The organism is Actinoplanes sp. NPDC004185 (assembly GCF_053603475.1).
This window is the reverse complement of sequence record NZ_JBSGFR010000064.1, coordinates 18858-43825: the sequence shown is the minus strand read 5'-3', so window position 1 is coordinate 43825 and position 24968 is coordinate 18858. Positions and strand designations below refer to the sequence as shown.

Annotated in this window: 17 protein-coding genes and 1 riboswitch; of the genes, 8 read left to right on the top strand and 9 right to left on the bottom strand. The window is 70.5% G+C overall.

Annotation, left to right across the window (positions count from 1 at the left end; translation table 11 throughout):
• Positions 1 to 516: 516 nt before the first annotated feature.
• Positions 517 to 1701, bottom strand: a complete 1185-nt coding sequence (locus ACWEOZ_RS39875; protein ID WP_451915875.1) for a YncE family protein — start codon at positions 1699 to 1701, stop codon at positions 517 to 519.
• Between the two features lie 389 nt (positions 1702 to 2090).
• Here ACWEOZ_RS39875 and ACWEOZ_RS39870 point away from each other — a divergent pair, with 389 nt between their 5' ends.
• The 4 genes from ACWEOZ_RS39870 (at position 2091) to ACWEOZ_RS39855 (ending at position 11740) form a co-directional block, all read left to right on the top strand.
• Positions 2091 to 10376: a DNRLRE domain-containing protein gene (locus ACWEOZ_RS39870; RefSeq protein ID WP_451915874.1), complete on the top strand. Its 8286-nt coding sequence runs from the start codon at positions 2091 to 2093 to the stop codon at positions 10374 to 10376.
• Positions 10376 to 10621: a hypothetical protein gene (locus ACWEOZ_RS39865; RefSeq protein ID WP_451915873.1), complete on the top strand. Its 246-nt coding sequence runs from the start codon at positions 10376 to 10378 to the stop codon at positions 10619 to 10621. The genes ACWEOZ_RS39870 and ACWEOZ_RS39865 overlap by 1 nt, the downstream gene beginning before the upstream one ends.
• 380 nt (positions 10622 to 11001) lie before the next feature.
• Positions 11002 to 11151 (top strand): hypothetical protein, encoded by a 150-nt coding sequence (locus ACWEOZ_RS39860; protein WP_451915872.1) that lies wholly within the window; start codon positions 11002 to 11004, stop codon positions 11149 to 11151.
• A gap of 184 nt (positions 11152 to 11335) precedes the next feature.
• The gene (locus tag ACWEOZ_RS39855; RefSeq protein WP_451915871.1) at positions 11336 to 11740 is read left to right on the top strand and encodes a VOC family protein; all 405 of its coding nucleotides are present in this window, start codon (positions 11336 to 11338) and stop codon (positions 11738 to 11740) included.
• Positions 11741 to 11844: 104 nt separating this feature from the next.
• On the opposite strand, the gene ACWEOZ_RS39850 is transcribed toward ACWEOZ_RS39855, so the two are convergent.
• The 5 genes from ACWEOZ_RS39850 to ACWEOZ_RS39830 form a co-directional block, all read right to left on the bottom strand.
• Complete coding sequence (locus ACWEOZ_RS39850; RefSeq protein ID WP_451915870.1) at positions 11845 to 12219, bottom strand: cyclic-phosphate processing receiver domain-containing protein; 375 nt, start codon at positions 12217 to 12219, stop codon at positions 11845 to 11847.
• 33 nt (positions 12220 to 12252) lie between these two features.
• Entirely contained in the window at positions 12253 to 12879 is a 627-nt protein-coding gene (gene bluB / locus ACWEOZ_RS39845; RefSeq protein WP_451915869.1) for a 5,6-dimethylbenzimidazole synthase, read from the bottom strand.
• A gap of 37 nt (positions 12880 to 12916) precedes the next feature.
• Positions 12917 to 13119: riboswitch (cobalamin riboswitch) on the bottom strand.
• A gap of 109 nt (positions 13120 to 13228) precedes the next feature.
• The gene (locus tag ACWEOZ_RS39840; protein ID WP_451915868.1) at positions 13229 to 14473 is read right to left on the bottom strand and encodes a D-arabinono-1,4-lactone oxidase; all 1245 of its coding nucleotides are present in this window, start codon (positions 14471 to 14473) and stop codon (positions 13229 to 13231) included.
• Between the two features lie 23 nt (positions 14474 to 14496).
• Positions 14497 to 15708, bottom strand: coding sequence for a fatty acid desaturase family protein (locus tag ACWEOZ_RS39835; RefSeq protein ID WP_451915867.1), 1212 nt, complete (start codon positions 15706 to 15708; stop codon positions 14497 to 14499).
• Between the two features lie 52 nt (positions 15709 to 15760).
• Positions 15761 to 16819 (bottom strand): ferredoxin reductase, encoded by a 1059-nt coding sequence (locus ACWEOZ_RS39830; RefSeq protein WP_451915866.1) that lies wholly within the window; start codon positions 16817 to 16819, stop codon positions 15761 to 15763.
• 95 nt (positions 16820 to 16914) lie between these two features.
• Between ACWEOZ_RS39830 and ACWEOZ_RS39825 the strand changes: the two genes are divergently transcribed.
• The 3 genes from ACWEOZ_RS39825 (at position 16915) to ACWEOZ_RS39815 (ending at position 20189) form a co-directional block, all read left to right on the top strand.
• A complete protein-coding gene (locus ACWEOZ_RS39825; protein WP_451915865.1) occupies positions 16915 to 18087 on the top strand; it encodes a PucR family transcriptional regulator in 1173 nt (390 codons plus the stop codon).
• 88 nt (positions 18088 to 18175) lie between these two features.
• Positions 18176 to 18664, top strand: coding sequence for a hypothetical protein (locus ACWEOZ_RS39820; protein ID WP_451915864.1), 489 nt, complete (start codon positions 18176 to 18178; stop codon positions 18662 to 18664).
• 61 nt (positions 18665 to 18725) lie between these two features.
• Positions 18726 to 20189 (top strand): LysM peptidoglycan-binding domain-containing protein, encoded by a 1464-nt coding sequence (locus tag ACWEOZ_RS39815; RefSeq protein ID WP_451915863.1) that lies wholly within the window; start codon positions 18726 to 18728, stop codon positions 20187 to 20189.
• Between the two features lie 3 nt (positions 20190 to 20192).
• Here ACWEOZ_RS39815 and ACWEOZ_RS39810 read toward each other — a convergent pair whose 3' ends face one another.
• Positions 20193 to 21707, bottom strand: coding sequence for a diguanylate cyclase (locus ACWEOZ_RS39810; RefSeq protein ID WP_451915862.1), 1515 nt, complete (start codon positions 21705 to 21707; stop codon positions 20193 to 20195).
• Positions 21708 to 21795: 88 nt separating this feature from the next.
• Between ACWEOZ_RS39810 and ACWEOZ_RS39805 the strand changes: the two genes are divergently transcribed.
• Positions 21796 to 23088: a serine/threonine-protein kinase gene (locus ACWEOZ_RS39805; protein WP_451915861.1), complete on the top strand. Its 1293-nt coding sequence runs from the start codon at positions 21796 to 21798 to the stop codon at positions 23086 to 23088.
• Between the two features lie 3 nt (positions 23089 to 23091).
• Here the strand turns inward: ACWEOZ_RS39805 and ACWEOZ_RS39800 are convergent, their stop codons facing one another.
• The gene (locus tag ACWEOZ_RS39800; protein ID WP_451915860.1) at positions 23092 to 24015 is read right to left on the bottom strand and encodes an AraC family transcriptional regulator; all 924 of its coding nucleotides are present in this window, start codon (positions 24013 to 24015) and stop codon (positions 23092 to 23094) included.
• A 4-nt stretch (positions 24016 to 24019) separates the two neighbouring features.
• Complete coding sequence (locus ACWEOZ_RS39795) at positions 24020 to 24832, bottom strand: NmrA family transcriptional regulator (RefSeq protein ID WP_451915859.1); 813 nt, start codon at positions 24830 to 24832, stop codon at positions 24020 to 24022.
• Positions 24833 to 24968 lie beyond the last annotated feature (136 nt).

Here is a 24968-nt window from a genome sequence, read left to right as displayed (position 1 = left end):
CGAGGTGGGCAGCCGAAATGAGAGCGACAGCCCGGACGTCTAGACCGAAGCCTGGCCGGGCCGCGGTCCTAGGGCAATGAAACAAGTAGCCGATGAGAGTGCGTAGCCACGGGTCCGAGACTCATTCAGAGCTTGTTCATGGCCGGTGTAGTTGATGCGTCGTTGCCTGGGTTGTTCGGAGGGATGACAGGTGACTGCCCTTTTCTCACGTGCAGCCTTCGCGTTTGTCATCGAGTCGGATGCGTGCTTGTAGCTGCTGGTGCGGCCGTTGGGATATCGCGCATTGTCCGGAGCAACGTCACGAAGAGCGCCGCGCTCACATGCCCAACGCGCACATCCGGATGGCCGGCCGGAGCCCCAGGGTGGCCCCGAGCGCACTGCCGGACGTCGCCGCACGCGCGGCCTCCGGGTCGTCTGCCCGCTGCCGCAACCGATGTCGTGGACGTGGTCATGCGGGCGCACGGTCGAACCCTGGAACGCGGCACCCGATCGGGCGCCGCGTTCCGGGTGTCCCGGTCAGACCGGGTCGTGAATCACGTGCAGGGTCGGTGCGCCGCCGGCCGGCGGCGCGGTGATCGCGTACAGGTGGGTGCTGTCCGGCGACCAGACCAGGCCCCGGGGTACGAGCACGTCGGTGCTGATGTCGATCCGGGCCTCGGGCACGACGCCGCCGGTCTCGTAGATGTAGATGTCGTCGCCGGTGGCGCGCACGCCGTTGGCGACGTGGTAGTCGTCCGGCGCCGCGGCGACGGCGGTCGGGTAGTAGCCGGTGTAGTACGACCCGCGCCCGGACAGGTCCGCGGTCGCGTACGCCTGGGTGGCGTTGCGGCTCCCGGCGCCGGTCAGCAGCGTCTGGCCGTACTTGTCGATGCTGATGTCGTTGAGGTTGCTGCCCGGGGCGGTCCCGGACGTCTTGGTGCTGAGCGCACCGTTGTCGCTGATGTCGTAGATGTACACGGTGGACTGGCTCAGGTTCAGCTGGGCGGCCACCAGCGGGCCGGTGGCGGCGTTGTGCGCGGCGAGCAGGGGCGCACGCTGGAAGCGGACGCTGCCCTGGGTGTTGAGGTCGATGTCCGGCTCCGGCTCGGGCGACGGTGACGGCGACGACGACGGGGTCCGGGACGGGGTGGGCGAGGGTGAGTACGGCCCGGAAGGGCTGGGCGCGGGCGAGGACGTCCGCGACGGGGACGCCGATGGTGAGGTCGACGGGTCCGGCTCCGGCTCCGGGAACGTCACCCGGCCGACGCCGCCGCTCCATGTGCCGTCGCAGCCGTGCCCGAACCAGAGCCGCTCGCCGGCCCGCACCAGGTGGGTCGGGCAGGTACGGGCGCCGGTGCTGTACCGGTCGATCTCCTTGAGCGTGTGCGTGTCGATGACCGAGATCGCGTCACCGGCGGCGAGCGCCACGTAGAGCTTGTGGTTGTCGTGGTTGAGCGCCAGGCCGGTCGCGCCGTACTGGCCGGTGATCGTCTTCTTGTAGTGCCCGTCCATGTCGGTGACGACGACGCCGTTCGCGCTGGGGCCGCCGGTGATGTAGAGCTGGTCGTGGTCCTGGTCGACGGCCAGGTCGCCGTAGGCCGGCAGGGCGAGCGGGACGGTGTTGTCCTCGGCGGCGGCCGGCCCGGCGGCGGCGATACCGAACACTGTGGACAGTGCGGCGGCGGCCGCGGCGGCGAGAATGCGGTTTCTGGTCGCCCTCATTGATTTCCTCCCCGTGACACAACAATGGCGGTGGCAGGTTATGCATGCCATTCGAGATCGCGCGGTCCCGTCCAGTCTTGATCACCGGCCCTCGGGGGAACGGACATATCGACTACGGGAGGGCGATGTCACCATTGAGGACGGTCATTGTCGCCAGCGGCGAGCTGCGCTAGCGTCACCACCAGCTATCAGCAAGATTCACTCCACGGGGGGCCGGGTCCGCTCGGTCCGGCGCGCTTCGCACGCGTCGCACTTTCTTCAGTTACCGAGACGGCCAGCAACTTCTGTTACGCACTTATGACGATTCCGCATGCCCATTTCCGCAATGGGCGTGTGGCGGTTCTGGCTGTCTCTTTTGCGCCGCACGTCTACGAGGAGACCGGACGAGCATGCACACCACTCCACCCCGCGACGGCCCGCGTCGTCGTCGCACCGCCATCGGCGCGGGCCTGCTCGGCCTGCTCCTTGCCGCATCCGGCACGGTGGTCGTCACGCAGTTGCGGCCGGACGGCGCCGCGCAGACGCGCGAGGCCGAGTCCCCGCCCGCCGGGGTGCCACCGGTCAAGGGCCGGCCGATCGCCGAGACCGCGCCGGCGCCGGGCAGCAAGCTGCCGCATCCGGAGAAACTGGCCGCGGGCAGGACGATCCCGGCCGCCAAGCGGGTCGGCGAGAAGGTCTCCGCCCGTACCGCCAACACCAAATTCTTCACCCTCGCCGACGGCCGGACCCAGGCCGAGGTCAGCGGCACGCCGCTGCACTACCGCGACTCCGCCGGCAAGTGGCAGGACATCGACACCACGATCCGGAGCACGACCAAGCAGGGGTACGCGTACGCGTCCGAGAAGAACGCGTTCGGCAGCTTGTTCGGCACCCGCACCGACCGCCTGGCCCGCTACGAGCTGGGTGGCGGCTCGGTCGCCGTCGGCGTCGACGGGCCCGCGCGCGACGTGACCCCGAAGGTCCGCGGCGCCGCCATCACCTACCCGGACGTGTTCGGCAGCGCCGACGTCGCGTACGACGTGACCTCGTCGATGATGAAAGAGAAGATCGTCCTCGACAAGGCGCCGGCCGGCGCCGCGTCGTACACCTTCACGCTCGCGCTCGACGGCGTCCGGGCCGCCGCGCAGCCCGACGGATCGATCGAGTTCCGCTCGGCGAAGTCCGACGGCCCGGCGCTGTTCTACCTGCCCAAGCCGTTCATGTACGACAGCGCCGGCAACGCCGGCACGGCCACCGGCACCGGGTGGAGCAACAAGGTCACCCAGGTGCTCACCGGCACCGGCAGCCAGGTGCGGCTGACGATGACCGCCGACCAGGCGTGGCTGCGCGACCCGGCCCGTAAGTACCCGGTCGTCATCGACCCCACGATCAAGGTGCAGCCGCAGGTCGGCCAGGCCCAGGACGGGATGGTCAACTCCTACGAGCCGACCACCAACTACGACTCGAGCTGGCGGCTGTCGGTCGGCACCAACAAGATCAACGACACCACCAACGCGACCTTCCGCAGCCTGGTCAAGTTCCCGCTCACCGAGGTCCCGGCCGGCACCAAGCTCGACTCGGCGCAGCTCAAGCTCTACTTCGACCAGACCATGGTGAACGAGCTCGACGACACCGCCGTGCCGATCAACGCGCACCGGGCCACCACGGCGTGGGCGGAGAACTCGGTCACCTGGAACAGCGTCAAGAGCTCGGTCGGTGAGATCGGCACCAACACCGAGCAGATCGACAACGTCGACCCGGGCAAGACCGCCGCCGCCGGCGCGTGGGGCCTGGGCACCGCCACCACCGCGCTCGGTGGCACCTTCGTCTCCAACAGCGGCGCCACCACCGGTGACAACTTCACCTGGGTGCCCCGGGTCACCGAGGCCGGCACCTACGAGGTCAAGGTGCACTACGTGCCCGGCTCGGACCGGGCGACCAACGCGCCGTACACCGTCTTCCACAAGGGTGGCAGCACGGTCAAGACGGTCAACCAGACCACCGGTTCCGGCAACGGCACCTGGGTGTCGCTGGGCAGCTACGCCTTCGACGCCGGCACCACCCACAAGGTCGTGCTCGGCGACGTGGCCAACAAGACCGTGGTCGCCGACGGCGTGCGCCTGGTCAAGAACGCCGCCGACACCAAGGGCAAGCTGCAGAACCACGCGTGGCACACGTTCAGCGTGCGGTCGATCGTGCAGGACTGGCTGGACGGCAAGCAGGCCAACAACGGCTTCATCGTCAAGACCGACGACGAGTCGCTGGCCCGCAGCGGCCCGCGCTACGAGGGCGCGGAGAACGCGTTCGGCGGTGAGGTCGACACCTTCCCGACCATGTTGCTGACCTGGGGCAAGCCCGGCGTCACGCTGCAGATGCCGACGACCATCCGGTCCACCGGCGCGGAGCTGGCCTGGAGCGCCTACGCCGACCCGTCGCCGAACAGCACCACCGGCGACGACATCCTCGAGTACCAGGTGCACCGCAGCACCGCCCAGAGCTTCATCCCGTCGGAGCGGACCCTGGTCGCGCCGATCCTCAAGGACCGCACCGCTTACAGCGACACCAGCGGCACACCGACCCCGGCCAACAACGCCACCGAGTTCGGTGCGCCGTTCTACTACATGATCGTCGTGAAGACCCGCGACGGGCAGCTCATCCCGTCACCGACCGAGCAGGTACAACTGCCCAAGGCCGGGCACATCGTGCGCGTCCTGCAGGGCAACTCCACCGACACCACATTGACCAGCAAGGACCCGACGGCCGGGCACGACGTGCTGGACGGTGGCGGGCTGGTCCAGGTCGGCATCGACGGCTCGAAGTACGGCACCAGCCGGGCGGTGATCAAGTGGCCCAGCATGGCCGGGCTGCCGACCGGGACCAAGGTGCTCAGCGCGAAGGTCGGCCTCTGGGGCGCGTACTCCGAGGGCGACGGCGGCGCCACCTTCACCATGCACGGCCTGACCCGCGACTTCGACGAGGCCACCGGCACCTGGAACAAGGCGAACTCGTCGACGGCGTGGACGACCGCCGGTGGTGACTACACCTCCACGGTGGCCGGCTCGGTGACCAACATCGGCACCGACCCGCGCTGGCAGAACTGGACCGCCACCAGCTTGGTGCAGGGCTGGGTCAACACCCCGAGCACCAACAAGGGCGTGTTGTTCAAGGTGGCCGACGAGACGTCGGCGAGCCGCAAGACCCAGCGGGTGCTGTTCACCGCGGGTGAGGTGCCCGACATCCGGCAGCGGCCGCGTCTCGAGGTGATCTACACCGCCCCGGCCACGGAGAACACCTACTACGCGCCGACCGTGCCGTCGCGGATGATTCCCGGCGACGAGTACACCTCTCCGGTCACGATCACCAACTCGACCGGTTCGGCGTGGTCGAAGGCGGACTGGGTGCTGTCGTACCGGTGGGAATTGGCTGACGGTACCGACGTGACCAACGGCGACAACCAGCGCGAAACGGCGTTGCCGGTCGATCTGGCCTCCGGTGCGGTCACGACCGTGCAGGCGAAGATCATGACGCCGGTACGCTCGGATCAGGGCAACAAGCGGCAGAAGTTCGTCCTGAAGTGGGACCTGAAGAACAAGACCACCAACCAGTGGCTGTCGCAGGTCTGGGAGATCCCGCCGCTGGCCCAGCCGATCACCGTCGAGGACCCGACCTCCGACCAGCTCGGCCTGGAGAAGTTCTACCAGTACACCGGGCAGAACGCCGGCGCCGGCTCGACCGTGATGGTCAACCAGTTCTCCGGCAACTCGGTGTTCAGCTACAACGCGTTCTCCAACCCGAGCCGGGGCCTGTCCACGTTCCTCCGGTTGTCCTACAACAGTCAGGACAGTTCCAACTCCTACATCGGCTACGGCTGGTCGCTGTCCACCTCGACGGTGACCCGGCTCGGCTCGCCGTTGCAGTTCTCCGGCGGCAACGACCGGTGGCCGGTGAAGATCACGCTGACCGACGGTGACGGCACCAGCCACTGGTTCGACCTGAACAAGCACAACAGCAGCAACGAGGCCGACTGGGACTACGACAACCCCGCTGGTGTGCACCTGTACCTGCAGCGCAACGGCGACGACCCGACCCGTACCTGGGTGATGACCCGCCCGGACCGCAGCCAGTTCTACTTCGACGTGGACGGCTACCAGACCGCGGTGGTCGACAAGAACGGCAACGACCTGCGCTTCACCTACGAGCGGGTCAAGGTCGGCAACCGCAACACCGGCGTGCTGAAGTACATCACCGACGCCACCGGCCGCCGCACGCTGACCTTCGAGTACTTCAACAGCGGCGACAACTTCCCGTTCTTCACCGGCAACAGCGACACCAAGCAGTCCGGCACGAACCTGGCCAACGGCCAGATCGTCAACCAGCTGCGGGCGATCACCGACGTCTCCGGGCGCCGCATCACCCTGACCTACAACGACAAGGGCATGCTGCGCGAGGTCCTGGACGGGCAGGGCACGGCGGACGAGAAGCCGTTCGGCTTCTACTACGACGACGCCGCCGGGCAGAACAACCCGAAGCTGGTACGGGTCGACGACCCGCGTGGCAACGGTACGAAGCTCGGCTACTTCCCGGCGTCCGCCGGCAACCTGCTGAAGTGGCGGACGGCCAAGGTCACCGACCGCAACGACAAGGACACCGACTTCACCTACACCGACCCGGACGGCAGCACCGGTTCGTCCATCGAGAACGTCGTGACCGACGCCAACGGCCACGCTTCGACGTACCTGCTCGACGGGTACGGCCGGCCCGAGCTGCTGACCAACGCCAAGGACCAGAAGACCCGCCTGACCTGGGACGCCGACAACAACGTCCGGCGCCTCGAGGAAGACAACAAGGCGGTCACCACCTGGGTGTACGACGAGAACACCGGCCTGCCGACAGAGATCAAGGACCCGGAGGCGAACAAGAACGGCTGGCCGGCGCAGAAGATCGAGTACAAGTTCGGCCTCAAGGGCCACACCGCCGACATGATCTCCAAGACGTCGCCGGAGGGCCGCAAGCACACCTTCACGTATGACCAGTACGGCAACCTCAAGTCGGTCACCGACCCCAAGGGCACGGCCACCGCGACCGAGGGCGACTACACCTCGTTCTACGAGTACGACACGTGGGGCCAGCAGACGAAGTCGACCGACGCGAACGACCACACCACCCAGTACCGCGATTACGACCCGGTCGGCTACCCACGCATCATCGAGGACGCCCTCAACCAGGTCGAGACCTACGAGTACGACTCCATCGGCAACGTCGTCTCGATCACCGACGCGAACAAGAAGACCAGCACCTACACCTACGACGTGTTCGGCCGGCCGCTCAACTCGCGGGAGCCGAAGGACGCGGCGAACGACGTCTACATCGTCACGCCCGGCTCGACCTACGACGGCAACGACAACGTCATCCGCGAGGAGCAGGCCAACGGCGCCGTGGTCGAGGCCGGCCACGACCCGACCGACCGCCCAGCCTTCAAGAAAGAGCCGAGCGACGGCGACGGCAAGCCGGAGCGGATCACCACCTACGACTACGACAACGTCGGCAACCTGCTCAGTGAGACCGAGCCGAAGGGAACGCTGACCGCCGACCCGGACGACTACGTCACCACCTACCGGTACGACGAGCTCAATCAGGTCATCGAGGCCACTGACGCGAACCGTGGGCGGGTGACCTCCACCTACGACAACGTGGGCAAACTGAAGACGATCTCCGACCAGCGCAAGTCCGCCACCGCCGACCCTGACGACTTCAACGAGAAGTACGACTACGACCTGAACGGCCGTCAGACCGTGGTGACCGATGCCGCCGGTCACACCACGAAGACGGAGTACGACAAGGACGGCAACACGACGGCGACGATCGATCAGGACAACAACAAGACCCTGATCGCGTACGACGAACGCTCCGCGGTCAAGGAGCAGCAGGTTCCGTACGAGAGCAAAGACGGCAAGATCACTTACCGTACGACGCGCTTCGAGTACGACGAGGTCGGCAACCAGACCCGGGTCATCTCGCCGCGGGGCGTCGCCACCACCGACGACCCGAACGACTTCGCCACCGTCACCGTCTACGACGCGCTGAACCGGACCAAGGAGCAGCAGGAGCCGTACGACGCCGACGACTCGCGGTACAAGACGGCCGACAAGACGATCTACGAGTACGACGCGGTCGGCAACACCAGGACGGTGAGCGCACCGCCGTCGGAGGGTGAGAGCAAGCGGGCCGACACCACGTACACGTACTGGGACAACGGCTGGAACCGCACCAGCACCGACCCGTGGAACATCAAGACCGAGTACGACTACGACGCGGTCGGCAACCAGACCTCGCGCGAGGTCACCGGGGCCAACGGCAAGACCCGCCAGATGAACTGGACCTTCTTCCTGGACGGCAAGCAGAAGACCCAGTCCGACGACGGCGACGGTTCGGGCACCGCGCGCAAGAACTTCTCCTTCTCGTACGACGCCAACTCGAACCTGACCGAGATGCTCGACAAGAGCAGCGACGCCAAGATCGACGCGTACGTGATGACCTATGACGTCGTCAACCGCATGCGCAAGGTCGAGGAGAAGCTCAACGGCTCGGTGAAGAACACCACCAAGTACGACTTCGACGTCAACGACAACCTGCTCGAGCGCACCCACGACAAGATCTGGTCGAAGTACACCTACGACGCCCGGGACCTGATCTCGGAGGTGAAGAACGGTAAGACGTCGACCGACTCGGACGCCAAGACCACCACCTTCACCTACACGCCGGCGCAGAAGATCAAGACGGAGAAGAAGGGCAACGGCAACACCGTCACCTACGACTACTTCCTGAACCAGCTGCTCAAGCACCAGGTCGAGAAGAAGTCGAGCGGAACGGTCGTCAACGAGCACACCATCGAGTACGACGCGAACAGCCACCGCTCGAAGGACGCGGCCAAGAAACAGAACGCGGACAACAAGTCGGGGTCGATCGACACCACCACGACCTACGAGTACGACCCCCGCGACCGCATCCGCAAGCAGACGAAGGCCGGCAGCGGCGCGGGCACCGAGGAGTACGTCCACGACGCCAACAGCAACGTCATCGAGCAGACGGTCAAGAGCCTCAAGACCACGTTCGATTACGACCGCAACCGGCTGAAGACGTCGGAGACCGCCGGCATCAAGTCGACCTACAAGTACGACGACTGGGGCCGCCAGGAGAGCACCACCACCGCCGACAAGGAAACCGAGAAGTACACGTACGACGGTTTCGACCGCACGGTGGAGTACAAGAAGACGCCGGGCGGCACCACCACCTACACCTACGACCCGCTGGACCGGCAGCGCACCCGTAAGCAGAACGACAAGACCACCGAGTACTCGTACGTCGGCTTGTCCGAGCAGATGCTGTCGGAGGAGGAGGGCGGCAAGCTCCGCAAGACCTACCAGTACGGCCCCGACGGGCAACTGTTGTCGCAGGCGAAGTTCAAGGACGACGGCAGCTTCGAGACGTCGTACCAGGGCTACAACCCGCACACCGACGTCGAGCAGATCACCGACGAGCAGGGCGATTCCCGGTCCACGTACGGCTACACCGCGTACGGCAGCCAGGATGAGTCCCAGATGACCGGGGCCGACAAGCCGGACGCGTCGAACCCGGAGGACCCGAACAAGGAGCCGTACAACGCGTACCGCTTCAACGGCAAGCGTTTCGACCAGTCCTCCGGCGACTACGACATGGGTTTCCGCGACTACGACGCGGGCCGCAACCGGTTCCTGACCCAGGACAACTACAACGGCGCCCTGGACGACATGAACCTGTCCACGGATCCGTTCACCAACAACCGGTACGCCTTCGGCGGCGGTAACCCGATCTCCCAGGTGGAGCTCGACGGCCACATCTCGCTCAGCGACATCGGCCACGCGGCCCTGGACGTGGCCGGCCTGGTTCCCGGCGTCGGCGAGGTCGCCGACCTGGCCAACGCCGCCTGGTACGCCGGTGAGGGCGACTACGCCAACGCTGCCCTCTCCGCGGCGTCGGCCATTCCGTTCGCCGGCTACGGAGCCTCGGCTGCCAAGGGTGCGAAGTACGCGGCCAAGGGCGTGGACGCGGCCCAGGGTGCGGCCAAGGGAGCAGACGCGGCCCGCACCGGCGCCAAAGCCTCGAACGCGGCTCAGGGCGCCGGTAAGGCATCGCCGTCCCCGGTCAAGGCATCGTCCGGTGGGGGTGGCCCGGCTGGCAACGCCAGAGGTTCCGGCGGGAGCGGCGGTACACCCAAGGCCGGCTCCGGCGGGCGCGGGGGCGGGGGAGGGGGCGGTTCGCAGCCGATATACCGAGGAATGACCAAGGATGCGGATGGGGCACCGAAAGTCGGTGATACAGCCCGTACCCTCGGTGCCCGGAAGGGAACCGACATCAAGGCGGACGCTCAGGGTATGGTTCATCCCAAGACCGGTGGAATGTCGGTCAGCCCCGGTTCGCCACGCAATCTGCCGAGTCACCGTCGGCCGTCGGAGTGGGGTGGCAATGGTAAGGACCCGGCATGGCAGATGGACTCCGGGGGTCTACCGGACGGCTTGTCCTATCGATCCGACCCGGCCAATCCAAGCGGACACGGTTTCATCGAGCCGAGCCGACCGATGCCGTTCGAGCAGTACCAGAGTCTGATCGGCGGCACCCGAGGTCTGTGGCGAGTGATCAAGCCTGGGGAGGGCGGCTGATGGACAGGATGGAATTCCTCCGCGAGATCGACGTCGCGTTGGCGGCAGACGACCCGCTTGATGCCTCGCGGGCGACGGTGCAGAAGTTTCGCGAACTCGGCTCGTCCCCGGCGGAGATGATCGAAATGCTGCAAGCCCACGCCCTCGATCTGCGTCGAGCCGGCCGCGAGCGGGAGGACGACACTGTGCTGGAGGTGTTGGACTTCCTGTCCGGATGGTGCGCACCGCACATGCGCATCGAGTGATCGACTGATGAGGTCACGCGGTGCGGGCATCATGCCAATGGATGCCCGCACCGCTCTGCATGTGCGTGGAGGTCTCATAGGCGGGCAGTGAGGCTTTCCGGGTGACAGGTGACATCTGAGATGGCTTGCCCGCTGGGCGGCCTGGAAGGATGCCATCGGGCCGAAGCCCTATTTCCGAGAATTCCGCGATGATGTCGTGCGGGTTGCCCCAATCGCAGGCGAATCTGCCGGGAAAGGATCCCCGGTCCGCGTCGCCCGGCCTATCCGGACGGGCCCTGGACCCGAACTCGTACCGAGGGTTCTTCGAACCAGAGTGAGAATGTCGGGGCACCCCTGCAGCGGCAGGGGTGCCCCGAACCGCCCAACGAGAGAGGATCTCCATGACCACCCGGGACACCGCGGCGCTGGTGATGTGCCGGATGGCCGAGGTGCTCCGGGGCTGGTCCGCCTTCGCACCAGGCAAGTTCACCAGCCGGATCGAACGGGTTGTGGAGGAAGCCGGTCGTGTGACACTGGCACTCCGCCACTGACCTGGCCGTCGTGGGGTTGCTTGATCGGGCTCTTGATGCCGTGGCCTGGGCTTTCGTAGCCGGAGTCGGCCAGGGCGACGGGCCGGAATCCAACAATGAACAGACACGCGCGGCTACGCATTGTCATGCCGCCGTCAACGCGCGCCGACGCCGAATACGGCACGGCAACGCATACGCTGCCCCGGTGCAGGTTGACCTGGTTGCTGTGATCGTTGACGAGTACGACCCTGCCATCGCGTTCTTCACCGGCGTACTCGGCTTCGACCTCGTCGAGGACTCGCCGTCCCTCACCAACGACGGCCGGCCCAAGCGGTGGGTGGTTGTCCGCCCTCCGGGAGCGCAGACGGGTCTTCTCCTTGCTCGCGCAGATGGAGAACGCCAAGCTGCAGCCGTCGGCGAACAGGCAGCCGGCCGGGTCGGCTTCTTCCTTCGTGTCGACGACTTCGACGCGGCGTACCGAAAGATGACGGCAGCCGGGGTGACGTTCGTTCGTGAGCCTCGCGCCGAACCGTACGGCCGGGTGGCGGTCTTCCTTGACATCGCCGGTAACCGGTGGGACCTTCTCGGAACTCCCGCGAGGACGATGTGACGGCCTACCTGGAGGAGGCCCTGTGACTCCGCGCTCGCAGCAACAGCGAGGCCTCGCATCCGGATCTGCCGCGGAGCGGCGTTCTGGTCGGTCGCTGAGTCAGGTCATCCACCGGCGCCCGATCCGTCGACGTAACCCACGGCGGGGTCACCCGAAGCGATGCGGACCGGATAGTCCCACCGTCGGAGAACCTGCGCCATCTTCGCGGCTCCCGCGGGATTGGCCGAGTGGATGATGACGACACCGACATCGAGAGGCCGGCCCTCGAACGCAGCCCGCTCGAGGATTTCCACGACCGGCCAGATGGTGTCGTCGTCGCCCAGATCGTGATCCAGCCAGAGTTCGTCGAGCCGGTGGCTCCGGGGTCGGTCGAGCAGCTCGACTCCCGCCGCACTGGTGCGAGCTACCTCGGCTCGACGGCCGTCGACGAAGGAGCGGAGATCGTCGACGAGGACGATCGCCGGCTTGTGGTCGGTCATCGCACGATGATCCCGGTTCGGGCCTGGCCGGGATCAGCCGCCCCAGCGGTCCGCGTGCAGGGCCAGGGACAACGGCCGGCGTCGCCGCCAGCCATGTCGTTCCAGGTCCGGCTCGTCCTCCAGGTGACTCACCGGGCCGAGACACAGCCAGGCGACCGGCCGCACCCCTTCCGGGATGCCCAGCAGGTCGCGCACGAACTCCTCGCGGTAGAAGGACACCCACCCGACCCCCAGCCCCTCGGCCGTGGCGGCCAGCCAGAGGTTCTGAATGGCCAGGCACACCGAGTAGAGCCCGGCCTCCGTGATGGCGTGCCGGCCCAGCACCGCCGGCCCGCCCCGGGCGGCGTCGTAGGTCACCACGACCGACAGTGTCGACTCCAGGATCCCGTCGATTTTGATGCCGGCGAACCGCCCGGCCGCCTCGTGGTCGAGGGTGGCGGCGAAGGTCTCCCGTTCGGTGTGCACGTGCCGGTGGAACGTCTGCCGCAGCTGCGGGTCGCGGACCAGGATGAAGTCCCACGGCTGCGACAGTCCGACGCTGGGGGCGGCGTGCGCCGCCGTCAGGATCCGGTCGAGTACGGCGCCCGGCAGGGGCGCGCCGGTGAACTGGCCGCGGACGTCGCGACGGCGGTGAATGGTCTCGTACAGGTCGTGGCTCATGGGCAGGCTCCCGCTGCGCTCGGGCCCCGGACACGCCGGGGCCGCCGGACGCGAGGCCGGTCTTCGGACTCCCGGATCAGCGCCTCACCGCCCGCCTTCCCAGCCGGCCGGCCAGTGGCTGCGCACAGGATGCGCGTGGGCGGCAGCTCCCCGGTCACCGCGGCGGGCCCGTGCCGGATTTCCACCGGCTTCCCGATTCTCCCCGCCCGGGGGCGGGGCACCTCGCAACAAGTTCGTGCCGGGCGACACGCTACCGCCGCGGGCGGCGCGCCAGAAACGAGGGCACCCGGCGAGCACGGCAGCCCGGGCCCGCTCGGCGCCGTGGCGAAGTACCTCGAGGGACGGGGTGTCAGCGGCCCAGGATGTCGTCGAGCCAGGGGTTGCGGAAGGTGCCCTGGGGGTCGTACTTGGCGACCAGGGCCTGGAAGTCCGCGAAGCGGGGATAGCGGCTGCGCACCGTGGCCGCGTCCTGGGTGAAGACCTTGCCCCAGTGGGGGCGGGCCTCCAGCGGCGCGAGCTGCTCCTCCAACGCCGCCACCGCGGGCAGGACCGCCGCCGTGTCCGCGATCCAGGTGAAGTGCAGGCCGAGGCTGTCGCGTTCGTGGTTCATGCTCAGCCACAGGTCGTCCGCCGCCACCGTGCGGATCTCGTTCACCTGCAGGACCGGCACGATTTTCTCGCGGACCCGGGCCACCGCGTCGATCGCCTCCAGCGCGCGGTCGAACGGGACCATCCACTCCGACTGCAGCTCCGCGCCGGTGCTCGGGTTGAACTCCATCTTGAAGTGCGGCAGCCGGGCGTGCCACGGGCCGGGCACGCCGAACTGCTCGGTGCTGTTGTCCGCCGGCACGCCGGGCACCGGGTGGCGCTTGCCGTCAGCCGGCCGGGCGCCGAACATCGGGCCGTCGGGCAGCTCGTCGGTGCGCTTGAACCAGGCGTGGTTGATGTCCGCGCTCCGCCAGTTGGTGAACAGGCTGACGCTGTAGCCGGCCGCCAGGATCTCCGGCAGCTGCTGCTCCAGCGAGGCGCGGGGCAGGTCGTCGTAGACGTACTGGCGGATCTCGAACGCGGGCACCACGTCCAGGGTCAGCGCGGTGACCACCCCGAGGGCGCCCAGGCCGACCACGGCGCCGGCGAAGTCGTCGTCGCCGCGGCGCAGCGTGACCAGCTCACCGTCGCCGCGGATCAGCTCGATAGCCGCGACCGAGGCGGCCAGGTTGCGGTTGCGCACGCCGGAGCCGTGGGTGGCGGTGGTGACCGCACCGGCGACCGAGATGTGGGGCAGCGATGCCGTGTTGTGCAGCGCAAGGCCCGCGGCGTCCAGGTACGCCACCAGGTCGCCGTAGCGGGCGCCGCCGTCCACCCGTACCGTCGTGCGGTCCTCGGCGATCTCCACGACCCGGGGCATGCTGATCAGGCTGATCAGGTCGCCGGTCGTGTCGGCCATCCGGTTGAAGGAGTGCCCGCTGCCCAGGACCCGCAGCGGGCCGCCGGCCCGGAGGATCTCCCGTAGCTCCGGCAGCGCCGCCGGCCGGTGCAGCCGGCGGGCGCCGAAGGTGATGTTGCCGGCCCAGTTGGTCACCACGTTGCTCACCGGACCAGCCTAGGCCGTACCGGTCAGGAGTTCACAGCTACGGGCTCGGCCGGGGCCTCGGTGACCGGGCGCTGCCAGCGGGTCGCCTTGGCCTTGCGGCCGCTGGCCGGGCGCGGGCCGTCGGCGAGGGCCTTGGCCGCACCGCGGTTCGGCAGCGCGAGCCGGAAGACCTTGTACCAGGCGGAGCCGACCTGGCGGGGCAGCGAGCCACTGACGTACGAGAGCCCGTAGCGCTGGAACAGGTCGCGGATCTGCGGCGCGATCTCCTGGTACCGGTTGCTGGGCAGGTCCGGGAACAGGTGGTGCTCGATCTGGTACGACAGGTTGCCGGTCATGATGTGCATCGCCCGGTTGCCGTCGATGTTGGCCGAGCCGAGCATCTGGCGCAGGTACCACTCGCCGCGGGTCTCGCCCTCGATCGAGGTGCGCTCGAAGGTCTCCACGCCCTCCGGGAAGTGACCGCACATGATCACCGAGTGGGTCCACAGGTTGCGGACCAGGTTGGCGGTGGCGTTGGCGGCGATCGTGGTCAGCCAGGAGCCGGTCAGTGCGGACAGCGCCGGGTGCACGCCGTAGTCCTTCAGGATCTGCTTGCCGATCTTACGGCGGACCTGCTTGAGCCGCTCCTTGAACTGCGGCGACTGGCGGCGCTTCTTGGTCTTGAGGTTCTTGCCCAGCTCCAGGTCGTACGCGGCGATGCCGTACTCGAAGAAGCAGGCGTTGACGAAGTTCCAGAGCGGCTGACCGAGATGGATCGGGTGCCAGCGCTGCTGCTCGTCGACGCGCATGATGCCGTAGCCGAGGTCGTTGTCCTTGCCGATCACGTTGGTGTACGTGTGGTGCAGCTCGTTGTGCGAGTGCTTCCACTGCTCCGACGGCGAGGCGTTGTCCCACTCCCAGGTGGTCGAGTGGATCTTCGGGTCGCGCATCCAGTCCCACTGGCCGTGCATGACGTTGTGCCCGATCTCCATGTTCTCGAGGATCTTGGCCACCGACAGGCCGGCCGTGCCGAGCAGCCAGGCCGGCGGGAAGATCGACACGAGCAGGACCGCGCGGCTGGCCAGCTCGAGCCGGCGCTGGGTGGTGATCACCTTGCGGATGTACCGGGCGTCACGCTCGCCGCGGCTCGCCACGATCTTGTCGCGCAGGGCGTCCAGCTCGCGGCCGATGGCCTCGATGTCCTCGGGGGTCAGGTGCGCGATGGGGTTCTCGGGCTTGCGCTGCAGAGTGGTCACGGCAGTCCTCGGTTTCTTCGTGGAGCAGGAGCAGGGGAGCGGGAGCGGAGTCTCAGTGGTCCAGGTGGCAGTTGCCGGCGGCGGCCGACACGCAGGTCTGCACCAGGACGTTGTCGCCTTCGACGGCGGTGGTGACCGAGCCGTCGCGCAAGTCGCGCACGGCACCCTCGGTCATCGGCAGCACGCAGCTGAAGCAGATGCCCATCCGGCAGCCGGACGGCATCAGCACGCCCGCGGCCTCGCCGGCCTCCAGCAGCGGGGTGCTGCCGTCGGCGTCGACGACCGTGCCGGAGCGGCCGAAGGTGACCTTGCCGCCGTCGCCGGTGGCGATGACGGTCGGGCGGAACCGTTCGACGTGCAGGTTCTGGGTGATGCCGGCCTCGGCGAAGTGCGCGCCCAGGTCGTCCAGCATCTCGTTGGGCCCGCAGGCCCAGGTGTGCCGCTCGGCCAGGTCGGGGACCAGGGTGGCCAGCTCGGGCGGGGCGATCCGGCCGGCGGTGGCGGTGTGCCGCTCGACGAAGCGGATCCGGCCCGCGGCGGCCAGCGCGCGCAGCTCGTCGCCGAAGACGACGGCCTCGCGTTCCCGCGCCGAGTGCACGACCACGACGTCCGGCAGCTCGTGCAGGGCGCTGCGCAGGATGCCCATCACCGGGGTGATGCCGCTGCCGGCGGTCACGAACAGCGCCTTGGCCGGGCGCGTGGCGGGCAGCGTGAAGTCGCCGGCCGGCTGGTCGAGGTGCACCAGCATGCCGCGCTTGGCGTGGCGGATCAGGTGGTTGCTGACCGCGCCGTCCTTGACGGCGTTGACGGTCACCGAGAGCCGGCCGGGAGCGCTGGTCACCGAGTACGCGCGCCACAGCCGTACGCCGTCCACGTCGACGCCGATGCGGACGTACTGGCCGGGCTCGTGCCGGCGGAAGCCGCGACCGGGCCGCAGCACCAGGGTCACCGCGTCGCGGGTCTCGGGCCGTACCGCCTCGATCCGGGCGCGCAGCACGCTCGCGTTGCGCAGCGGCGCGATCACGTCGAGGTAATCGGCCGGCACCACCGGTGTCGTGAGGAGCTCCACGACCCGCCAAGCACGCGATCGCAGGGTATGAGTCACCGCCATGTCTCAAGCCTGCGGTGATCTCGGCACGAATGCCTGACCCGGTCAAGGGAATTTAGCGGCAGGTTATTGTTCCCTACGAACAAAAGGGGGTCGCGGTGAGCGATGTGAAGGACTTCCGCCTATCCGCCGAGGCGGCCGCCCCGCTGCGGCACGCGCTCCCGGCGGTCGCCACCCAGACCGTGGAGGCCATCACCGAGGGCGTGCCGGCGTACGCGAAGGCCTTCGCCGGGGAGCTCGGCCCGCAGATCGAGAAGGCCGTCCGGGCCGCGCTGGCGACCTTCCTGAACCTGGTGTCCCGCTCGGCCGGCAAGGGACGGGGCTCGCCGCTGACCCCGGCGCTCGAGGCAGCGTACGCGCTGGGCCGCGGCGAGGCGCGCAACGGGCGCAGCCTGGACTCGCTGCTGGCGGCGTACCGGCTGGGGGCCCGGGTGGCCTGGCGGGAGCTGGCGGCGATCAGCGTCGGGGCCGGGCAGGACTCGGCGACCATCGCGCACTTCGCCGAGCAGGTGTTCGCGTACATCGACGAGCTCTCCGCGGCCAGCGTCGCCGGGCACGCGGACGAGCTGGCCAGCTCCGGCCGGGTCCGCCGGCACCTGCTGGAACGCCTGGCCCAGGCCCTGCTGGCCGGTGAGCCCGCGCACGTGGTGACCGCGGCGGCCGAGCGGGCGGAGTGGGTGCCGCCGCAGACCCTGACCGCGGTACTGGTGCCCGAGCCGTTCGCCCGCTCGGTGCTCGACCTGCTCGACGCCCGCACCCTGCAGGTCGCCGAGGCCGGCCCGGACGAGACCTCGGTGCTGCTGGTCCCGGACGCCCAGGGCCCGTCGCGCATCCACCTGATGCGGCTGCTGGCCGGCCGGGGCGCGACCGTCGGACCGGTCCGGCCCTGGCTGCAGGCCCGCGACTCGCTGGCCCGGGCCGTGCGGACCTCCCGGTTCGCGCCCAGCGCCGGGGGAGCGGTGGTCGACACCGAGGACCACCTCGTCGCGCTCATCGTCACCGCGGACCCGCAGGCCCTGGCCGACCTGCGGGCCAAGGTGCTGGCCCCGCTCGCGGACGAGAAGGAGCCGGTGGTGGCCAAGCTGACCGAGACACTGCGCGCCTGGTTGCAGCACCAGGGCCGCCGCGACGAGGTCGCCGCGGCCCTGTTCGTGCACCCGCAGACGGTCCGCTACCGGATGACCAGGCTGCGCGAGCTGTACGGCGACCGCCTGCGCGACCCGCAATGGCTGCTGCAACTGACCGTCGCCCTGGCCCTCGAACCCGCCTGATCCACGGTCCGCCGAACGAATGACCACCGTGGTCCCGCCCCGCGCGGCGCGCTTATGGTCAGCGCGGACACGACGAACGGGGACAAGCGTGGACGATGACGACGAAGACCTACGGACCGGGCAGGATGTCGTCCGCGAGGTGCTGGCCGCGCTGGCCCCCGCCGAGCTGCCGTACGTCGGGTCAGTGCTGGAGGCGTACCGGATCGAGCCCTGGGCCCTGACCGGGCTGCCCGGTGGCCCGCACGCCGGGTGGGCGCCGTTCGTGCTGGGTTTCGTCGCCGAGACGGTGGTCTCGCTCGCCGTGGGCGGACCGGAGACGGCGCCGGTCCGGCCGGGCCGGCTCGCGGCGCTGCTCAGCCGGTGGCGCCGCTCGCGCACCGATCACCTGGCCCAGGTGCCGGACCAGCCCGTGCCCGCCTTCGACCAGGGGCAGCTGCGCGCGGTCTGGGCCGCCGCGACGGACGCGGCCGTCGAGCACGGCTGCTCGCCGGGCGACCGGGAGGCGTTCGCCGCGGCGGTGGTCGCGGCCCTGTCCGTCGGTCACCTGCCCAGGCCCCGGCGGCCGCCGGAGGATTGACCGGCCGGGGTACGGCGGCCGGAGAGTCTTGCCGACGTCGATGAAATGTAGGGTGACCGGCATGCTTTCGCGGGCCGTGCTCCTGGCGCTGACTCTCGCCCTCACCGGCCCGCTCGTCGCGGCGACCGGCCCGGCCGCCGCGGCCGCACCCGCCGCGCAGACACCCACCCGGCCCGGCGCGGCGGCACCCGACACGCCGCAGGCCGCGTCGGCGCCCAACCGGCCCGCCGAGCAGCCGCTCGATCGGCCCGCCGCGCAGGCGCCCACCCCGGCCGGCTCGGCGGCGCCGCCCGGCGCCGCCGAGCCGGTGAAGTGGTACCGCGTCCGGCCCAGCTACGACGGTGAGAACGAGTATCTCTACGAGATCGCCGAGCGGTTCCTCGGCGACGGCGACCGCCTGGACGAGATCTTCGAGCTCAACCGGGGCCGTCTGCAGGCCGACGGCAACCGCCTGACCGTCCCGGACGAGATCGAGTCCGGCTGGGTGCTGCGCATGCCCGCCGACGCCGAGGGTCCCGGCGTGGAGACCGGCCCGCTGCCGGCCGTGGTGCCGAGCGCTTCCGCTGTCTCCGCGCCTCCGCCGCGGGCGGGCACCACCCCGCAGAAGTCCGGCATGTCGCCGATCTGGCTGATCGCCGGGCTGCTCCTGGTCGTGGCCGGTGCTGTCCTCGCCGTCGTGCTGGCCCGCCGCCGGCCGAGTGCGCCTCCCGCCGCCGGGGTCGTGGTGCCGCGCCGGCGCACCGGCGAGGAGGTCCCGGCCTTCGACGCGGCCGCTTCCTGGACGATCGACCGGGCCCTGCGGGTGCTGGCCACCTCCGCCGCCGCGGCGGGCCGGCCGGCGCCGCCCATCCTGCGCGTCAGCGTCGGCGAGAGCTGGATCGGCCTGCGGCTCGCCGAGGCGGATCCGGCTCCGTGCGAGCCCTGGGAGGCCCGCGAGGACGGCACGCTCTGGGTTGCCGCGCTGCGCGCGTTGCAGGCTCTGCCGGCCGACCAGCACCTCCCGGCCCTGTGCCCGCGGCTGGTGACGCTCGGCGTCCAGGACGGCACGCGCGAGCTGCTGGACCTGGGCCGGGTCGCCGGGCCGGTGAGCCTGCGGGGAGACGCGCCGGCGACCCGGGCGCTGCTCAGGGCCTGGGCCGCCGAGCTGACCGGCAGTCCCTGGTCCTCCGGCGTACGGGTGGTGGCCGGCGGCCTGCTGCCCGAGGTGCGCGACGCGGGCCCGGTGCTGTCCGTGCCCGCCCTCGACGATGCCGTCACCCAGGCCACCGGCGAGGCGGCGCCGGACGCGCCGGATGACGGATGGCTCTCCGTGCTGCTGCTCGGGGCCGTACCGGCGGGGCGCGATGCCGACCGGGTGCGCGAGCTTGTCGCGCGGGAGGGGAGGCCGTGGGCTGTGGTCGTGCTGGGCCGGGCCAGGAACGAGGCGGTGCAGCTCACTCTGCGTCCGGACGGCCGGCTGGACACCGGGTCGCTGGGCGTCACCGTCCGGACGGCGAGGACGGCGGCCGAGCCCGAGCCGGTCTGAGAGTCACTCGGCGCCGGCGACCACCCGGTCGCGGCCGGCGTGCTTGGCCGCGTACAGGTGCCGGTCGGCGCGGGACAGCAGCATCGCCGGGGTGACCCGCGCGTCGGCGGTGGCGGTCACGCCGATGCTGGCGGTGACCGGCAGGCGGCCCGTGATGGGCACCCAGTCGTGCCCGCGCAGTCGCCCGGCCAGTCGCTCGCAGACCCGGACCGCCGCGGCCGTGCCGGTGCCGGGCAGCACCAGCAGGAACTCCTCGCCGCCGAGCCGGGCGGCGAACGCGGGCTCGGTCAGCGCCTCGGTGAGCAGCCGGCCGACCTGGCGCAGCACGAGGTCACCCGCGTCGTGCGACAGCGTGTCGTTGATCCGCTTGAAGTGGTCGAGGTCGACGATCGCCACCGCCAGCGGGCGGCCCGCCGCCACCGCCTCGCCGAGCAGGGCCGGCAGCCGCTCGTCGGCGTAGCGGCGGTTGTGCAGGCCGGTCAGCGCGTCGCGGTGGGCCAGCTCGCGGAAGTGCTCGCCGACCCGGCGGGCCTCGGTCGCCTCGAACACCGCCTGCAGGGTGCGGGCCTGGGCGTCGCGCTGCGCGGACTGCAGTTCGGCGAAGAACCGGTGGTACGCCACGTGCGCGTCGTACGCCTCGCGGTGCCGGTCCATGGCCGCGTACAGGGCGGCCTGCTGCTCCAGCATCGCGGCCTGGGTCGCCCGTAGTCCGCGTTCCTGCGCGAGCCGGCGGGCGGCGTCCAGATCGGCCTGGGCGGCGCTGAACTCGCCGGCCAGCCGGTGCGCCTCGCCGAGGGTCAGCATCGCCTCGGGCAGCGCCGCGCTGGTGCTGTGCAGATACTCCGCATCCCGGGTCAGCGGGCGCAGGATCTCCTCGACCGCCCGGTGGTCACCGCCGGCCAGCCGGACGCGGGCGATCGTGATCAGCTGCGGCCCGTCCAGCGGGATCCCGGTGGTGGCCTGGACCTCGGTCATCCGCGCGACCGCCCGGGCCGCGGTGCCGGGATCGTCCTGCTGGGTGGCCAGGTTGGCCAGGTTGCCGAGGATCATCAGCAGCTGCTGGTGGTCGCCGGTGGTGGCGGCCAGCTCGAGGGCCTCGCGGTAGCGCTGCGCGGCCTCGTCGGGGGAGCCGCTCTCGCCCAGCACCACGGCCAGGGTCATCAGGTGCCGGACCCGTACGGCCACCGGGTCGTCGGCGCCCAGGTGGGCGACGGCCTGCACGGCGTGTCCGAGGGCGCCGGCCAGGTCGCCGATGTAGTAGTGGAAGTGGGTCAGCGTGCGGTGGCTGCAGGCCAGCACGTACGCGTCGCCGCGCTCCAGCGCCCAGGCATTGACCTGCTGGGCGAGGGTGCCGCCCTCGGCCGTGCGCCCCTCGCGCAGCGCCGCGTCGGCCCGGATCAGCCGGGCGCGCATCACCGTGCGCTCGTCACCGTCGCGCTCCAGCGGCGCCGCCGCGGCCGCCGTGGCCCGGAAGTCGGTGACCGGCCGCAGCTCCAGCTCCGCGACCTCGATGCTCACAAAACGCAATGTAATGCTCACAGGTCTCGCTCGGGGTGCGAACCCGGCCCCCGGGTTTCACCGCCGGAGCGGTGGGCACAGCCTCCGCGTGGACGAACGGTATCGACTGCAGGAACGACTCGGCGTGGGTGGCATGTCCGAGGTGTGGCGCGCCCATGACCAGGTGCTCGCCCGGGACGTCGCGGTCAAGGTGCTCGCCCCCGGCGCGCCCGCCGACGCGCAACGCCCGGCACGGATCCGGCTCGAGGCGCGTGCCGCCGCCGGCCTGCGGCACCCCAACATCGTCGAGGTCTACGACTACGGCGAGGCCACCGACGGCGCCGGCCAGGCCCGCCCGTACGTGGTGATGGAGCTGGTCGAGGGTCCGACGCTGGACGACCTGCTCAAGAACCGGGCCCTGCCGTGGGCCGCCGCCACCCGGATCGGCGCGCAGGTCGCGGCGGCGCTCGCCGCCGCGCACGCCCGCGGGGTGGTGCACCGCGATGTGAAGCCCGGCAACGTGATGGTCACCCCGGACGGCGTGAAGCTGGTCGACTTCGGCATCTCGGCTGCCGCCGGCGCGGTCGACGAGACCGACGGCGAGGTGCTGGGCACCCCGGCCTACCTGGCCCCGGAACGCCTCGACGGCGGCCCGGTCCGGGTGGCCACCGACGTGTACGCGCTCGGCCTGCTGCTCTACCGCGCGCTGGCCGGCCGGCTGCCGTGGACCGGCTCGACGGTCACCCAGATGGTCGGCAACCACCTCTACGTCGACCCGGCGCCGCTGCCCCGGATCGCCGGGCTGCCGTCCCGGGTGGCCGAGCTGGTCCGGCACTGCCTGGCCAAGCGCCCGCAGGACCGGCCGACCGCGGCGGAGGCGGCCCGGATCCTCGGCGCGGCCGTGGGTCAGCCCGTTCCGGAGCCGCTGGCCCTGCCGACCGTCGCCGCCCAGGCCGGTGCCGAGACCGTCGCCCTGACGGTGCCGGCTCCCCGTCGTCCGCGCCGCCCCCGCCGCCCGGCGCTGCTGATCGCCGCGGGCTTCGCGGCTGTGGCGATGATGTCGTCGTTCACCTGGTGGCCCACGGGCGCACCCCGGTCGGCCGAGGCCGAGGCCTCGACGGTGCCGTCCGCGTCCGCCCCGGCTCCCTCGAGTGCCGCGCCGGCCCCGAAGCCGTCCGGGACGACGACCGACCGCCCGGCCGGCCGCCGGACGACGGTGACCAGGCCGGTGGTGGCCACCAAGGCCAGGCCCAAGGCGGCGCCCATGCTCAAGGCCGACCCCAAGCCCAAGGCCGACCCCAACGACGACGCCAACGGCAAATCCAAGGACAAGTCCAAGGGCGGGCCCGGTAAGCCCAAGGGTCCGGAGAAGGCGAGATCCGGGGGCAAGGGCAAGGGCTGACCCTCAGGCCAGCCGCCGGTACTCCTGCGGGCTCAGGCCGCGCTCGCGTTTGAACGCCGCGCTCAGGGCGAAGGCGCTGCCGTAGCCGACCCGGCGGGCCACCGCCCCGATCGTCGACTCCGGCTCGCGCAGCAGGTCCGCCGCCAGCGTCAGCCGCCACGTGGTCAGGTAGCTCATCGGTGGTTCGCCGACCAGCTCGGTGAAGCGCCGGGCCAGCGCCGAGCGCGACACCCCGCACCGCTGGGCCAGGGTCGCCACCGTCCACGCCTCGGCCGGTTCCTCGTGCAGCAGCCGCAGGACCGGCCCGACGACCGTGTCGTTCCGGGCCCGGTACCAGGCCGGTGCTCCGGACTCCGGTGCGGCCAGCCAGGCCCGCACCACCGCGACCAGCAGCAAATCCAGGATCCGGTCCAGGACCAGCTCCTGGCCGGGCTCCGGGCGGGAGATCTCGGCGGCGAGCAGCTCCACCGGTCCGGCCGCGCCCGGGCGCACCAGCAGTGGCGGCAACGCGTCGAGCAGCCGCCGGCTCACCTCGCTGCGCAACTGGTAGGTCCCGGTGAGCAGCAGGGTGCTGCCGTCCGGCCCGTCGCCCCAGGTGCGTCCGCCGGCGTCCACCGTGGCGGTCCGGTCCGGCCCGGTCAGCGTGGTGCACGTCTGTCCGGGACCGATCAGCGTCTGCCACGGCGTGCCCGGGTCGTCGGCGACCGTGTAGTGCCCCGGCCCGCGGACCAGCGCCACGTCGTACGGGTGCAGCAGCACCGGCTCCCCGTCGTCGGGCAGCACCCAGGCCGCACCCCGCACCAGCGTCATCACGGTCAGCGGCGCCTCGTCCTCGATCCGCAGCGCGTACGGCGGTTCGAGCAGCGACCGCAGCAGGAACGCCCCCCGCGCCCGCGGCCCGTCCAGCAGCCCGGTCAAGGTGTCCACCCGGTCACCGTAGCGCCACATCCCAGACCCCGGTGGCCGCCGTGGCCCGCGCATAGTCGGCGAAGTCGCGCGGCGGGCGGCCCAGCGCGCGTTGCACCCCGTCGGCCACACTGGCATTGCGACCGTCGGTGATCAGGTGGAACAGGTCGCCGAGGTCCTCGGGCAGGCCGTGCTCGCGGAGCACCGCGATGAACTCCTCGGGCTGCAACGCCACGAAACTCAGCGGCCGGCCGGTGGCCTCGGCGATCTCGGCGGCGGCGTCGGCGAAGGTGAGCAGGCGGGGGCCGGTCAGCTCGTAGGTCTGCCCGGCGTGGCGCTCGTCGGTGAGCGCGGCCACCGCCACCTCGGCGATGTCGTCCGCGTCGGTGAACGGCTCGGCGGCGTCGCCTACGGGCAGGGCCAGCTCGCCGGACAGCACGGCGTCGAGCAGAAAACCCTCGCTGAAGTTCTGGTTGAACCAGCTGGACCGGACGACCGTCCACTCCAGACCGGATCGGCGCACGGTGTCCTCACTGACGAGCGCCTGAGGTTCCCCGCGCCCGGAGAGCAGGACGAGACGGCGTACGCCGCGGGCCGCCGCCCGGTCCACCAGGGCAGCCACCGTCTCCGCCGCACCGGGCAGCGCCAGGTCGGGATAGAAACTGAGGTAGACCGCGTGCACGCCATCGAGGGCGGCGTCCCAGGTCTGCGGGTGGTACCAGTCGAACGGGGGTTGGGCCGAGCGCGAGCCGATCCGTACGGGCCGGCCCTGCCGGGTGAGCAGGGACGCGATCCGCCGGCCGGTCTTGCCCGTGCCGCCGAGCACCAGAGTTGTCATGTCCGCCAGTCAACCGCCGCCCGCCGGGACGGGCCATGGTCCGGCGTCGCCGGTCCATACGCGAGCGTCCACACCCACCGGTCAACTTTCGTACGAGGCACGGAAAAGTTTTGATCGCACATGGAGAACTTTCTTC

What these genes read in the sequence shown, in the direction of transcription:
- ACWEOZ_RS39830 (WP_451915866.1), bottom strand. Translation starts at nt 16,819, where the DNA reads ATGGCGGTGACTCATACCCTGCGATCGCGTGCTTGGCGGGTCGTGGAG.
- ACWEOZ_RS39860 (WP_451915872.1), top strand. Translation starts at nt 11,002, where the DNA reads ATGACCACCCGGGACACCGCGGCGCTGGTGATGTGCCGGATGGCCGAG.
- ACWEOZ_RS39850 (WP_451915870.1), bottom strand. Translation starts at nt 12,219, where the DNA reads ATGACCGACCACAAGCCGGCGATCGTCCTCGTCGACGATCTCCGCTCC.
- ACWEOZ_RS39795 (WP_451915859.1), bottom strand. Translation starts at nt 24,832, where the DNA reads ATGACAACTCTGGTGCTCGGCGGCACGGGCAAGACCGGCCGGCGGATC.
- bluB (WP_451915869.1), bottom strand. Translation starts at nt 12,879, where the DNA reads ATGAGCCACGACCTGTACGAGACCATTCACCGCCGTCGCGACGTCCGC.
- ACWEOZ_RS39875 (WP_451915875.1), bottom strand. Translation starts at nt 1,701, where the DNA reads ATGAGGGCGACCAGAAACCGCATTCTCGCCGCCGCGGCCGCCGCCGCA.
- ACWEOZ_RS39865 (WP_451915873.1), top strand. Translation starts at nt 10,376, where the DNA reads ATGGACAGGATGGAATTCCTCCGCGAGATCGACGTCGCGTTGGCGGCA.
- ACWEOZ_RS39870 (WP_451915874.1), top strand. Translation starts at nt 2,091, where the DNA reads ATGCACACCACTCCACCCCGCGACGGCCCGCGTCGTCGTCGCACCGCC.
- ACWEOZ_RS39815 (WP_451915863.1), top strand. Translation starts at nt 18,726, where the DNA reads ATGCTTTCGCGGGCCGTGCTCCTGGCGCTGACTCTCGCCCTCACCGGC.